This is a genomic window from Hymenobacter psoromatis (assembly GCF_020012125.1).
Taxonomy (GTDB): Bacteria; Bacteroidota; Bacteroidia; order Cytophagales; family Hymenobacteraceae; genus Hymenobacter; species Hymenobacter psoromatis.
Genome location: NZ_JAIFAG010000001.1, coordinates 1,147,062 through 1,160,305, shown reverse-complemented (window position 1 = coordinate 1,160,305; position 13,244 = coordinate 1,147,062). Strand labels below are relative to the sequence as shown.

Genomic DNA, 13,244 nt, shown 5'->3' with positions numbered 1-13,244 from the left:
TTCCGTTAACCAATACTATGACGAAAGCCGTTTTTATTGCCGCCGCCGAGCCGTACAGCGGCAAGTCCCTGGTGCTGCTGGGGCTAGTGAATATGCTGCTGGGCCAGGCCCGCCGGGTGGGTTATTTCAAGCCGCTCGTGGATTATAATCCCCCGCAGGAAGCCAACCCGCACCTAGCCACCATCAGCAGTTACTTTAAGCTGCCCCTACCCCCCGCCGATGTCTACGCCTACACTCGCTCCGAGGCGCTGCACCTGCTCGAAACCGGTGCGCAGGGCGAATTAATTGACACGGTTATCCGTAAATTCAAATACTGGGAGGACAACTATGATTTTACGGTGGTGGAGGGTAGCGACTTCCTGGGGGCGGGCACCGCGTTTGAGTTCGATGCCAACGTATCCATCGCCAAAAACCTGGGTGTACCGGTTATTCTGGTAGTGTCGGGGGCCGATAAGCGTACGGCGCAGGTGGTGAGTGCGGTCCTCACGGCGCTGCGCAGTTTTGAGGGCCGCGAGGTGCCGGTGCTGCTGGTGGTGGCCAACCGCGTGCCGCCCGCCCAGGTAGCCGACGTGCAGGCCCTGCTGCGCGACCAGCTGCCGGCCGCCGTGCTGCTGGCCGTTATCCCCGACGACCCTAACCTGCTGCACCCCACCATGCGCGAAATTCACGCCGGCCTGGGTGGCAAATTGCTCTTCGGCGAAGCCGGCCTCGGCAACCAAGTAGACAATTACATCATCGGCGCGATGCAGGTGCCGGACTTTCTTAATTACCTGAAGGAGAACGTACTGATTGTAACGCCTGGCGACCGGGGCGACATCATCGTGAGCGCCTTGCAGGCCAATACGTCGGCCAACTACCCGCGGGTAGCGGGCATTGTGCTCTCGGCCGGCTCCGAGCCCGCGCCGCCCATTATGCGGCTGTTGGAAGGCCTGCCCGACGCGGTGCCCATTCTGTCGGTGACGACCGGCACCTTCGAGACCACGACCAGGGTGAGTGCGGTGAAGTCACGCTTCGGGGCCGATAACCCGAAAAAAATTCAGCTGGCTATCAGCACTTTTGAGCGGTTCGTGGACGTGCGGGCTTTGGAAGAAAAGCTGGTCAGCTTTCAGTCGGAAGGGCTTACCCCCCACATGTTTCAGTACCGGCTGCTGCAATGGGCCAAGCGCCAGCGCCGCCACATTGTGCTGCCCGAGGGCAACGACGACCGCATTCTGCGCGCGGCGGCGCAGCTGCTGCATCAGGACGTGGTGGACCTCACCATCCTGGGCGACCCGGCCGAGGTCGCGGCCTCAGCTAAGCGCCTGGGCATCAGCCTACCCCCTACCCACCTGCGCGTGCTCGACCCGATGAATTCGCCGCAGTACGCAGGCTACGTAGAGACGTTTTATGAGTTGCGCAAAGACAAGGGCGTGAACCACGACATGGCCCGCGACCTGTTGCGCGACGTGTCGTATTTCGGCACTATGATGGTATATCAGGGCGATGCTGACGGCATGGTGTCGGGGGCGGCGCACACCACGCAGCACACGATTCGGCCGGCCTTGCAGTTCATCAAAACCAAGCCGGGCGTGTCGGTGGTGTCGTCGGTGTTTTTCATGTGCCTGCCCGACCGCGTGGCCGTGTTCGGCGACTGCGCCGTAAATCCCAACCCCACCGCCGAGCAGCTGGCCGAAATCGCCATTTCGTCGGCCGATAGTGCCGCGGCGTTCGGCATCGCGCCGCGGGTGGCGATGCTCTCGTACTCGTCGGGCAGCTCCGGGGCGGGGGCCGATGTGGAGAAGGTGCGCCAAGCCACCGAGCTGGTGCGCCAGCAGCGCCCCGACCTCAAGGTGGAAGGCCCCATCCAGTACGATGCCGCCGTGGACCCGCTCGTGGGCCGCCAGAAGTTGCCCGATTCCGAGGTGGCCGGCCAGGCCAGCGTCCTCATCTTCCCCGACCTCAACACCGGCAACAACACCTACAAGGCCGTGCAGCGCGAAACCGGCGCGCTCGCCATCGGCCCCGTGCTGCAAGGGCTGAACAAGCCGGTGAATGACCTGAGCCGCGGCTGCACGGTGGACGATGTATTTAATACCGTGGTGATTACGGCCATTCAGAGCCAGATGTGAAGTGAGTTGGCGGTCCAGTGATTTCAGCGAATAAAGAGAACGGTCATGCTGAGCTTGTCGAAGCATCTCTACCGAACGACACCCGAACGGCGTGGTAGAGATGCTTCGACAAGCTCAGCATGACCGTTCTCTTTGATTCTTAACCTAAATTCTTACCTAAATTCCTTGAACATCTTCATCATCAACTCCGGTAGCAGTTCCATCAAATACCAGCTCTTTGCCTGGCCCAATGAGCAGCCGCTGTGCAGCGGCCTGGTCGAGCGCATCGGCGACGAACAAGCCACTATCACCCACCGGGTTTTCGGCGGCGAAACGCCAACCGAGCAGCACCTGACCCTACCCCTCCCCGACCACGCGGCCGGCCTGCGCGAGGTGGTGCGCCTGCTCACGGCCGCGCCGGGCGGTGTGCTGCAAGACCTCAGCGAAGTGGCCGTGGTGGGCCATCGGGTAGTGCACGGCGGCGACCGATTCACGGCCGCCACGGTTATTGACGCGGCGGTAAAGGCCGAAATCCGGCGGCTATTTGCGCTGGCCCCGTTGCATAATCCGGCCAACCTGGTGGGCATTGAGGTAGCGGAGCAGGTGTTTCCGGCGGCGCGGCAGGTGGCGGTGTTCGACACGGCTTTTCACCAGACCTTGCCCGACTACGCCTTTCGCTACGCGCTCCCTACCCCCCTCTATACCGAGCATGGCATTCGCAAGTACGGCTTTCACGGCACCAGCCATCAGTACGTGGCTGCGCAGGCGGCCGCTTACCTGGGCCGGCCCGAGGCCCGCCTCATCACCCTGCACCTGGGCAACGGGTGCAGCGCGGCGGCCGTGCGCGATGATAAGTCGCTGGATACCAGCATGGGTTTTAGCCCGCTGGCCGGCCTGGTGATGGGCACCCGCACCGGCGACCTTGACCCCACCATTCTGCTGCATCTGCAAGACGCGCTGGGCTACGCGCCGGCCGACGTTGCTACCGTCCTCAACAAACAGAGCGGCATGTTGGGCCTGACCGGAGCTAATGACATGCGCGACATCGGGGTGGCGCGGGCGGCCGGCGACCCGGCCGCTACCCTGGCCTACAATCTCTACGCCTACCGCATCCGGCAGTACGTGGGGGCCTACACGGCCGTGCTCGGCGGCCTCGACGCGCTGGTTTTCACCGCCGGCGTGGGCGAAAACGATGCCCTGGTGCGCCAGCTTGTGTGCCAGGATATGGGCTTTTTCGGCCTGGTTTTAAATGAGCAGCTTAACCAGCAACGCCAGCCCGGCCTGCGCGACCTGAGCGCGCCGGAATCGCGGGCGAAAATCCTAGTGGTGCCGACGAATGAGGAGCTGGAAATAGCGCGGCAGTGCGCGGGATTGGGGGGGTAGGCGCGCCGCTCGCGCCTATATTCCCGGCTCGAAGCCGCCTACTACCGTGAGCCGCACTAAGTACTGGCCATTCTCATCATCACCCAAAAAGTCTACCTCGTACCCGGCGGCGCGGGCGGCATCTTCCAGCAACGTGGCGTCGATAAAGAGCCAGGGGAAGGGCTCACCGGTCTGGTCTTTATATTGAAAAGTATAAGTGACTTCGCCGTAGTACGGGCCGTTGAGGTTGAATACCAGCGCGCCGTCCTCGTCTTGATATAGATAGCTGATGTCGGAAGAAGTGGCTAGCAGCTGGCCGTCGGGAGCGAGCAATGTGCGGGCGTGGACCAGAAATTTATCAAGCCCTTCGAGGGTACCGGCCAGGCCCAGGCCATTCATCAGCATAAGTACCGTATCGTAGGGGCGCTCCTCGGCGCTGCGGGGCGCAAAAATATCGTGCTGCGCCACCTGGCGCACGCCGCGCGCCTGCATCACCTGCACGGCCCCCGTAGAATGGTCCACGGCCCGCACATCCTGAAAATCCCGGCTTTGCAGCTCCAGCGAGTGGCAGCCGGCCCCGGCCCCGAGGTCGAGCACGCGGCCGCGGCACTCATCGAGGGCCTGGCGCTCCAGTTCGGGCATGGCCAGCAGGGTGCGGAAGAAGTAGGCGGCAGGCAATTGCTCATCTTCGGCGGCGCTGCACTGCACGGTGAGGGTGGCTGCGTGGTGGCCATGCTGGTAGTCGAGCAGGGCCTGGCCGAGCAGGTCGGGGGCTTGGTGGGGCATCAGGAGGGGGGTAGGGATGGCCGGAAGGGGCTCTTTGAACGTAAACAGCGCCGGGCCGGCCGGCGAAGGTCCGGCGGCATTTCGTTTCCTACCCCCACCTCATGCTCGCGTCGCAGAAAAAAGGCCAGCTCCCCACTAAAATCTGCGCCACCTGCGGCCTGCCCTTCGAGTACCGCAAGAAGTGGCGCAACAATTGGCCAGACGTGAAATATTGCAGCGAAAAGTGCCAGCGAAACAAGAAATCAGGGATTAACGAGTAGAGTTTAGTGATTAATGTCGTTTCCCTCGCGCTTGTTCATTAAACGGCCCTAATTACTAAACCTTATTTACTAAACACTAAAAAAAATGGCTTCCAACCTCGACTACCTCGACCCCAACCTGCAACCCCTCGTGCGCAAAGTAGAAGCTTACTTGGCCGCCAAAGAGGACCTGCGCAAGCTCACCGTGGCCGACCGCAACGAGGCCACCTACGACGCGGCCGCAGCTCAATCGGCCCAGGAATTTGAGCAGCGCCCACCCACCGGTTCCTTTGACCAACATGCCGACGAGCTAACGCAGCGCCGCGAGGACGCCCAGACCGACCTCAACCAGCTCGCCCAAGATATTCTGACCCTCCTACCCACCCGCAACGAGTGGGTGAAAGTCAACCTCGGCTATGGCCCCAGCCGCGTGGGTGCCTGGCGCGTCCCCAACGCGCAGGATGCTAAGGCCGAGCACTACGAAATTCGGGTAGTGCTGTAATGAATAATAGGGTAATGTCGTTTTCACAGTTGAACGACATTACCCTATTGCTCATTACTTATTACCTATTTAATCAGTGTCCTGCGTACCAGTCATAGCCTTGTTCGGCCCAGTAGTCGGCGGGTTTAGCATCGGCGAAGGCGATGGTACCGATGCGTTTGAGGTGCTTAATACCGTACTTGAGGGGCGTGACGAGGCGCAGCGGCGCGCCGTGGGCCAGGCTCAGCGGCTGGCCGTTTATCTCGTAGCAAAGCAGGGTTTGGGGGTGAATGGCGCTTTGCATATCCAGGCCCACGTAGTATTTCTCATCGGGGGTAGTGATGCCGACGTAGGGAGCCAGGTCGGCGGGCGGATTAGCGCTACTCTGAAGGGGCTGGCGGCTGCGGCTGGCCAGCGGATACTTGGCCAAAAAATCGGCGAAGCGCGCGCCCGACCAGTTCACGATGATGCTCCAGCCCTCGATGCATTTTAGCTCGGTGGTCATGTCCACGCGGGGTAGGGCTTTGATGTCGGCCAGGGTGAATTCCTGAGCCGGGCCGCCGCCGTAGGGCTGCACCTTCATCCGCCAGGCGTTCAGGTCGATGTCCGATTGCAGGCCCGCGTCGCCGTTGGTGCGCACCTTGGCCACGGCCCGGCTCTTGGCAAACTCGGGGGCCAGGCGCGTTTCGCGAAAATAGGCTTCGGTGAGGCGCGCGTTGGCGTTGAGCACCTTACGGAACGGCGCGGGCACGCCCTCCACCTGCGGGCGGCCTAGCAGGTAGCGCCAGCCCAGCACGCCGCCCAGGCCCGCCAACCCCAGGCTAATAAACGAGCGCCGGGTGCGGCGCGTAGCCTCGCGGTCGAGGGCCGAGCCGGGCGGCAGCTTCAGGTCCTGGCCATCGGGCGAGACGTGCGGGGGCATCGGATTCTGGTCCATTTTTGCTGATTGCTGGTTGCTGATAGTTGATTGTTAGCGCGGTTTTGGGGGCGGGCTGCCGGCTTTTGGGCCGGCTGTCCGCTCATCGCCAGCCCGAATGGCGCGACCTGGGAGCGGACAGCCGGCCCAAAAAGCCGGCAGCCCGCCCGGCCTATGCTTTCGCGTCCGGCTCACGCTGCGCTAATACGGGGCCGGCCGCGCCGGCGGGTACGTCCTCTATCTCGAAGCCGGCCACCATTGAGCGGAAATTGTTCCAGCCGGCGCGCACCACCTGCGCCACGTGCACCACGAAAAACAGCACGTAGCCGATGGTCAGCACGAAGTGCTCGACCCGCGCCGCACCATAGCCGCCCAGCAAATTCGTGAGCCAGGCAAATTGCGTGGGCCGGTAGATAGCCAGGCCAGTGAGCAGCGAGCCCAGGCCCATCAGTACCACGGCGGTGTAGGCAATGCGCTGGGCACCGTTGTATTTCTGCACGAGCGGGGCCATTTTGCGCAGACCCAGGTCGTGGAGCGTCACCTCCCAGGCTTCGCGGAAAGAATGGCGATTGGGCAGCAGGTAGCGCCACTCGCCCGATAGTAGGGTGTAGCCTACGTAGAGCAGGCCATTGATAAAAAACACCCACATCAGCACAAAATGCCAGGCCATACCCTGGGCCAGCTTATGGTCGAGGTGGAAAGCCTGGTAAAATGACTGCGGGAAGAACTTGAACAGCGTGGTGCTACCCCAGCCGATACGGTACACATCATTGGCCCAGTATATCCACAGCCCGCTCCATATCATCAGGCTGAGCACCGGGAAATTAGCCCAGTGAAACCAGCGAATAGCCAACGGGTGCTTATCAACAAGCTTTTTCATAAAATGCAGTGGGAAGCGGGTGCGCCCGTGAAGATAACGGGCGGCGTAGTAGCAACTCAGACGCAGCAGTTCGCATGCCCTTACAATAAAAGTTTACGCCAAACCCGATTGTCATGGCGAGCGAAGCGCGGTAATCGGTGAATCCCAACCCCCTACGGTTGCTTGTACACTACCCCGCCCTTCACCACCAGGCGCACCTGGCGCAGGGCGGCTACCTGGCGGGTAGGGTCGCCGGCCACGGCCACGAGGTCGGCGAGCAGGCCGGGGGCGATGCGGCCACGGTCGGCGAGGTGAAATACCTGGGCGTTGCCGCTGGTGGCTTGGCGCAGCACCTCCAGCGGCGCGAAGCCGTAGTCGGTTACCAGCAATTCCATTTCGCGGGCATTATCGCCGTGCGGAAACACGCCCACGTCGCCACCCATGACGAACGTCACGCCGGCCTGGCGGGCGGCCTGCACGGCGCGGTGCTTGGCCACTACCCGCGCCGGCTCAGGCTCCTGGCCTTTTTTCCAGCCGCGGTACTGCGAAGTAGCATCGGTAGCAGCCACGGTGGGGCAGAGGGCTACCCCCCTTGTTTTCATCAGGCGAAAAACTTCGGGCGTGCCGCCGTCGCCGTGCTCGATGGTTTCGACGCCGGCCAGCACGGCGCGGCGCATGCCCTCGGCGGTACTGGCGTGGGCCACTACCCCGCGCCCGCTGCTGCGCGCCGTTTGCACGATGAGGGTCAGCTCTTCGAGCGAAAACGTGGGCTCGGTGGTGCCGCCCGGCCCCCAGCGGTAGTCGGCGTATACCTTCACCACGTCGGCCCCGTGGCCAATTTGCTCCCGCACGGCCCGCACCAGGTTGTCCACGCCATCGGCCTGCTGCGCACCCTGCGGCAAGTCTTCCACGGCGGCCAGGCGGGGACCGTAGCTGCCGGTCGCCACCAGGGCGCGGGTGGCCACCAGTAGCCGCGGACCCGGAATAATACCCTGGTCTATGGCCTGCTTCAGGCCCACATCGGCGTAGCCCGCGCCCTCGGTGCCCAGGTCGCGGCTGGTGGTAAAGCCGGCCAGCAGCGTGTTGCGGGCGCTCACCGTGGCGCGGGCCACGCGCAGGGCCAGCGGCTCCTTCAGCACCTGGTCGTCCCAGCTGGTTTCGTTGTAAGGATGCAGCAGCAAGTGCGAGTGCCCCTCGATGAGGCCGGGCAGCAGCGTGAGGCCGGGTAGCTCCAGAACGTTGGCCCCGGCCGGAGCAACGAGGGTAGCGGCCGGGCCAGCGGCGGTTATTTTCTCACCTTCCACCAGCACGGCCCAGCCGGGGTGCAGCGTTTCGCCATCAAACACGGCGGCGGGGTGCAGTAGGGTGGCCGTTTGGGCGGAGCTGAGCAGGGGTAGCAGGCAGCACAATAGAAGTAGCAGGCGCATTTTTTTTGGCGGGGGTCGAGGCGAGGTGGTAAAGTACGCTTTGTTCGGGTCGCCCTCCGTGGCACCTCACCCCACGCCATCAAAAAAGGCCGCCCCGGCAAGCGGAGCGGCCTTTCCAAACCCAAAAAACCAACTACGCAGGCAGCGCGGCCTTGCGGGTGGTCACGGCTTGCTGGGCGCTGGTAAGCGTCGCCACCTGGGCCGCCACCTGCTCGGCATCGACGGCGGCCAGGAAGGCGGCGCTGCCGGTGCGGGCCTGGCCGCGCTCGGCCAGGTTGTCCTTGCGGTCGTTGGCGCGGCGCAGGCGGCTTTCGGTTTGCTTGCGCAGCGAGGCCAGCATGTTGGGCACGTTGAGCATGGCCGTGTACGAGTCGATTTCGGCCTGCACGCCGGCCAGGCGGGCGGTTACGTCGCCGAGAGTGCGGCCGGCCTGGCTGGCCGCGTAATCGAGGTTGTCATTGCGGTGCTGGTAGGTTTCCAGCTCGGCGGCGAGGTCGGCGAGGGCTTCGTCGCACTCGGCTTGGGTAGTGAGCAAGGTTAAATCGAGGGCCATTCTTTAAAAAATTTGATGAAGGAAAAATGAATACGCCCCAAATGTAGATAGCCGAATACTTCTCGCGCAAATTTTTCCTGCTTTTTTCAGCGGTCAAAAACTCCTAGCCCGCGGGCGGCAGCAGCGCGGCCAGCCCGGCAGCTTCGGCTTCCAGGGCTTCGGCGCGCAGGCGCAACAGGTGGTAGCGGGCGGCAGTTTCGCCGTCGAGGTCGGCGGCGGCTTGCTCTTGGCGGCGCAGCAGCCAGGCGCGGGCGGGCACATCGGGGGCCTGGGCCAGTAGAGGGGGTAGGGCCTGCTGCCAGCGGCGGGCCACTTCTATTTCTTGGGTGAGGGCCGCCTGCTCGCGGCGCAGCTGGGCGGCGTGGTGCTGGCAGTAGTCGAGGCGGGCGGCCAGCGGGGCCGCATCGGGCGGGGCCAGGTGGGCGGCGGGGTCGGCTGGCTCATTGGCTACTGGCAGCGACGCAGCCAGCGCCAACAGTGGCTGCTCAGTAGCGGGTGAAAAGAGGTGCCGCCCGGCTTCCACGTGCGCTACCTGGCCTCTGGTAAGGTGCAGCAGCTGGCCTAGTTCGGTTTGGGTAAGGCCAAAATACTTGCGCACGGTAGCCGCAAGGGAGGTAGAAGGAATAGAGCGGCGACCCATAAGCGTTAGCACTAGCTTATTTTTGAAAATTTAAAAGTAAGCTAGTGCTAACCCCATTCCCTGCTTAAGTAGAATTGGAATCCATTAATAGAAATCAAAGCCAAAAAGTCCACCGCCGTCAGCATCGGTAAGATGCGGCGGGATTATATGTTGTTCAATTGCAAGCTGAGTTACCCGATTTTGCGGCGCGGGAAATTGGTCAGAATTTAGCGCAATGATGTACTGAAAGCCTAATTCTCTAGCTAGTTCAGCGCCGTATGCCCATGCTTTCTCATTCTGTCGCTCATCTACTGGGTCGAATAAATGACTATCGTGAATTAGAAAACCAGGAGTTATTCCTTGCTTGCCCGCCACCTGCATCAGCATCATGTCAAAACAAAAAATCTGCATACTATTCACCCCTCGGCTACTGCGCCCTTGAATCGTAATACTGAATTCCGGCCCATTTTCTGACGGATAGATGCTCAGATTGCCTGGGTCGCTATAAAGTGCTTCTGAGGCAGCTTCGAAAGCCAATACTGCTTCGGTCAGCACGGGCTGGTTTTCCCGGAAGTCTCGCTGCAAGCGGAGAGTCAGTTGTCCTTGCTGAATTTTAAGCTCCGCTACGCGCTGAGCCACTTCCTCCAATAGTTGTTGATTTTGTTTGAGTCGTTCGGTTTGCGCTACTGCCTTGCTTAAGGCAATTTGTAATTGAGTGTGATGTTCGAGGGCACCGTGCGTTTGCAATAGCTGCATCACTTCGCTACGGCGCGTGTCGAGCTTGCTCAATTGCCGCCGCCGCTCCGCTATCCCCACCTCCACCTCCGCGATTTCGCCTTCTAGGTACAGGCGGCGGTTACGAACAATGGATTCGTGAAATAGCCGGACTTCTTCGTAGCGCACCCGAACCAAGCTTGGTAGTACCAAGCCGGCCTCTTCATATAGCCGTTCTAAATCGGTGGTTGCCGGGGCATCTTCCGACTGCAATGACTGGCGCAAGTCGGACACGTAAAATTGCTGCTGAGCTACCTCGTCGGACAGTTCATTGAATCGGCGCGTCAGGTGATTAGCTTCCTTTTCGCGCTCCATGTAGTCGGGTAGAATGCGGAACTCTGCCAGGGCTTTGGTTAGCCGGTCCACACCCTTTTGGGCCAGTGTGAGCTGCGTAAATACCTGCCCTGGGTCGCCTATGACACTGCTCAATCCACCATCCCGCGCCACCTTCTGGAGCTTTTGCGCCCCAGTTATTTCCTGCCGCAGCCGCTCCCGCTCCTGGCTGATACGCCAATCCAAACCTAGTAAGTACGAAAGCCCTACCCGCACATCGGCGGGCTGTTGCAGAGCAGCTTGTTTGGTAGGTTCGGCCAAGCCGCCATTTTCCGACCGCCGAACAAAATAGCTGAAAAGCTGGCTAAAAGTCGGGCCGTAAGTGCCTAGATTCTCAGCTAACCCAAACATAGCTAGGCCCAACACCCCACGCCATTTTGCCTGGGCAATCTTAGCGCTAGCCTGGCCACGCAACGGGTCGTCGGGCCATTGGGCAGTTGAACCCGCCACCAACTCCACTGCTAGCCAGCCAAAAGTCGCGCCGCTTCGGCTTACCCGTACCTGGGCACCCCGCAAGTCAAATTCCAGCGAAAAAGTATAGGCTGCCAGTTCAGGCTTGCGAAACAAAGATTCGGTGCCGCATTCTTTCCCGAATAGAAAATGAATCAGCATCAGCAAACTCGATTTTCCCGATTTGTTGCGGGTCTGCCCATCGTTGGATTGCTCCGACTTAGCCGAGACAATGACGTTCAGCCCCGGCCGTAGTTCGACAGGTTTAAAAGAAGGCAGGTCGCTGGTAATACGGTGAATCACGAATTTTTTTTCTTAATCCGGGTACCATCTAATGAGACAATGCCAGTGCAAGCCAGCAAGTCGAGAGCGAGGATAAACCAATCGAACGGAACTGCTGCTCCCGCCACTGGCTGCACCTTAAAGTCTTCCCACAGCACCGAAACAGTCTTGGGCTTGTCTAATAGGCTAAGCACCTGCCCCCCAATGGTGAGCAAGGCCCGGTCGGCAGAAAGGTGTTTAGTAGGCAGTATCATGGCGCTTGCCTAAGAAGTAAAGGTGGGAGCCGCCTCAAAGATGTCGCACGTTTGGAAGAAGTGCGCTAATACGGCTATCGCCGCCGTTGGCGACTCGCCCCGGTGGTACGATACGAACGAGAGCAGTTCGGCAAAGATTTCGTTCGGGCCGCTACCCGTGGCCTTCAGGCGCAGATACTCGGCACGTAGCGTTGCGGCTACTTTTTGGCCCAATTCGGGGTCGAAAGTATAAGTATCCAAGAATTGAGCTACCCGGCTTGCAGCCCCGTATCCCCATAGGATAATCTGACGGCTTTCTGGGTTCAGGCCATTCGCGTCTAGCTTACCGTAATCCACTGTCCCGACTGATTCGGTAGCCACCGGAAAAACGCGGGCTACGTTTTCTAGCACCACACGAATTTCGTCGAACGTAATCTGGGAGGGGGGCAGGGATTCAAGAGGTGGGCCGAGCACTAGGGCGATATCAGCTGCTCCGAGGGTAAAAACGATTGTGCGCAGGTCATAAGGGGTGAACTGCCCAATTTGCCTGCTCGGATGCTGCTGCCGCAACTCCAAAAACACAGCCAGCACAGCGGGCGGCACCCCATCCAAGCTATTATGCACTAGCGTCCACTTAGTCAAATGAGCGTCCCAGTGCTGAACCGCGCCCGCAAAATCTTCTCTGATTTTTCGAATCGTTACAGCTACTTCTAATTCCGTTGGTGCATAGACCTGGAATAATTCTTTGGTAGAAATAAGATACCCGTCGTTTTTGCGGTCGCCCTCCCGTCCCCACGGCCTCACCCGCACAAAATCGCCTTGGTACGCCAACGTCATGATGGTAGCAAAGAAATCCTGAAATTCCTCGCCGCGCTTTTTCCGAACAGCTAACTCAAATTCCCTCTCATACCAAGTGCGTGTAATAGAGAGCATAGAGAAGCTGATAAGTAGAAGCAAACAAAGGTAGATAATTCACTACAATTTGCGAGCAAGTTTACTAGCTTATTTTTGTATTTTCAAAAAATAAGCTAGCGCCCTTTTTGGTATGTTAAGAAATTTTTTATTGCCCTTATTTCTATGAAAATCGAAGCCGAGCGCGGCTTAATTTGAGTTGCAATCTAGCCCAAACCCAGCGGCAAGTACTGCGAAACCGCCGGCACCGGCGGTTGCACCGAGGATGAGCGACTAATGCAGCCCCATCTGGCACTGTTGCACTACCTGAATATGCTAGCGTAGTGTCTGTTGTGATTAGGTAGAACGGTTTTCAGCAACTCATACTGCCGCCCGCTACTCGGGCAGCGGCAGCGGCGAAAAGCCCGACTGCGCCTTGCGGGCGAAGTGGGCGGCTACCTGCTCGATGCCAGCGCGGCGGGCGGGGTCGGCGGCCAGCTCGGCATCTTCGCGGCGGCGGGTCAGGTCTATTATCATCCGCATGAGTACGGCATGATGGGTTTTGGGCGCATTAGCCGGAAGCTGGCGTAGGGCATCGCTTAGTAGCGCGAGTAGCTTATCCAAGGCTGGGCCTTCCACCTTCGTAAGTACGTCGAATAGCACAGCAGCTTCGAGCGATGGAACGGCGGGCATGGCAGCAGACATAAGTAGAAGGATAAAGCGTTATAATTCAACTAACCCAATTTCTGTCCATCGGGTTGCCCCAACTATGCTGACCGCTTGAAATTGCGTGTTGGGTAAAAATACTGCTTCGCGTTCATTCTGGGCGGGGTCGGGGCCGTTCGGGCCGTAATGCGACACCGCCTCTACGAGGCGGCCGGTTTTAGACCTGATGGCCAGCAGGCAACTTTTCGGCGAGTAGTTTAGGTGCTGTTCAGCTACCCGTAGCACT

14 protein-coding genes are annotated in these 13,244 nt (G+C 60.2%); 4 read left to right on the top strand and 10 right to left on the bottom strand.

Features of this window, described 5'->3' with window-relative positions:
* The first annotated feature begins 17 nt into the window (after nucleotides 1-17).
* Entirely contained in the window at nucleotides 18-2,108 is a 2,091-nt protein-coding gene (gene pta / locus LC531_RS04985) for a phosphate acetyltransferase (RefSeq protein ID WP_223649212.1), read from the top strand.
* A 165-nt stretch (nucleotides 2,109-2,273) separates the two neighbouring features.
* Nucleotides 2,274-3,470, top strand: a complete 1,197-nt coding sequence (locus LC531_RS04980; protein ID WP_223649211.1) for an acetate/propionate family kinase — start codon at nucleotides 2,274-2,276, stop codon at nucleotides 3,468-3,470.
* Between the two features lie 15 nt (nucleotides 3,471-3,485).
* On the opposite strand, the gene LC531_RS04975 is transcribed toward LC531_RS04980, so the two are convergent.
* A complete protein-coding gene (locus LC531_RS04975; RefSeq protein ID WP_223649210.1) occupies nucleotides 3,486-4,235 on the bottom strand; it encodes a class I SAM-dependent methyltransferase in 750 nt (249 codons plus the stop codon).
* A gap of 101 nt (nucleotides 4,236-4,336) precedes the next feature.
* Between LC531_RS04975 and LC531_RS04970 the strand changes: the two genes are divergently transcribed.
* Together LC531_RS04970 and LC531_RS04965 are read left to right on the top strand one after the other, a co-directional pair.
* On the top strand, nucleotides 4,337-4,495 hold the full coding sequence (locus LC531_RS04970; protein WP_223649209.1) for a DUF2256 domain-containing protein: 159 nt from the start codon (nucleotides 4,337-4,339) through the stop codon (nucleotides 4,493-4,495).
* Nucleotides 4,496-4,580: 85 nt separating this feature from the next.
* Nucleotides 4,581-4,976, top strand: a complete 396-nt coding sequence (locus LC531_RS04965) for a hypothetical protein (RefSeq protein WP_223649208.1) — start codon at nucleotides 4,581-4,583, stop codon at nucleotides 4,974-4,976.
* A 73-nt stretch (nucleotides 4,977-5,049) separates the two neighbouring features.
* Here the strand turns inward: LC531_RS04965 and LC531_RS04960 are convergent, their stop codons facing one another.
* The 9 genes from LC531_RS04960 to LC531_RS04920 all read right to left on the bottom strand — a co-directional run bounded on the left by LC531_RS04960 (nucleotide 5,050) and on the right by LC531_RS04920 (nucleotide 12,997).
* Nucleotides 5,050-5,892, bottom strand: a complete 843-nt coding sequence (locus LC531_RS04960) for a molybdopterin-dependent oxidoreductase (protein WP_223649207.1) — start codon at nucleotides 5,890-5,892, stop codon at nucleotides 5,050-5,052.
* A gap of 151 nt (nucleotides 5,893-6,043) precedes the next feature.
* Entirely contained in the window at nucleotides 6,044-6,751 is a 708-nt protein-coding gene (locus tag LC531_RS04955; protein ID WP_223649206.1) for a cytochrome b/b6 domain-containing protein, read from the bottom strand.
* Between the two features lie 152 nt (nucleotides 6,752-6,903).
* The gene (locus LC531_RS04950; RefSeq protein WP_223649205.1) at nucleotides 6,904-8,157 is read right to left on the bottom strand and encodes a metal-dependent hydrolase family protein; all 1,254 of its coding nucleotides are present in this window, start codon (nucleotides 8,155-8,157) and stop codon (nucleotides 6,904-6,906) included.
* Nucleotides 8,158-8,290: 133 nt separating this feature from the next.
* Nucleotides 8,291-8,710, bottom strand: coding sequence for a hypothetical protein (locus LC531_RS04945; RefSeq protein WP_223649204.1), 420 nt, complete (start codon nucleotides 8,708-8,710; stop codon nucleotides 8,291-8,293).
* Nucleotides 8,711-8,813: 103 nt separating this feature from the next.
* The gene (locus tag LC531_RS04940) at nucleotides 8,814-9,350 is read right to left on the bottom strand and encodes a helix-turn-helix domain-containing protein (RefSeq protein WP_223649203.1); all 537 of its coding nucleotides are present in this window, start codon (nucleotides 9,348-9,350) and stop codon (nucleotides 8,814-8,816) included.
* A gap of 84 nt (nucleotides 9,351-9,434) precedes the next feature.
* On the bottom strand, nucleotides 9,435-11,189 hold the full coding sequence (locus tag LC531_RS22855; protein WP_223649202.1) for an ABC-three component system protein: 1,755 nt from the start codon (nucleotides 11,187-11,189) through the stop codon (nucleotides 9,435-9,437).
* A complete protein-coding gene (locus tag LC531_RS04930) occupies nucleotides 11,186-11,422 on the bottom strand; it encodes an ABC-three component system middle component 6 (RefSeq protein ID WP_068336077.1) in 237 nt (78 codons plus the stop codon). Before LC531_RS04930 ends, LC531_RS22855 begins: the two co-directional genes overlap by 4 nt.
* Before the next feature lie 9 nt (nucleotides 11,423-11,431).
* Entirely contained in the window at nucleotides 11,432-12,334 is a 903-nt protein-coding gene (locus LC531_RS04925; RefSeq protein WP_068336079.1) for an ABC-three component system protein, read from the bottom strand.
* A gap of 354 nt (nucleotides 12,335-12,688) precedes the next feature.
* On the bottom strand, nucleotides 12,689-12,997 hold the full coding sequence (locus tag LC531_RS04920; protein ID WP_223649201.1) for a hypothetical protein: 309 nt from the start codon (nucleotides 12,995-12,997) through the stop codon (nucleotides 12,689-12,691).
* Nucleotides 12,998-13,244 lie beyond the last annotated feature (247 nt).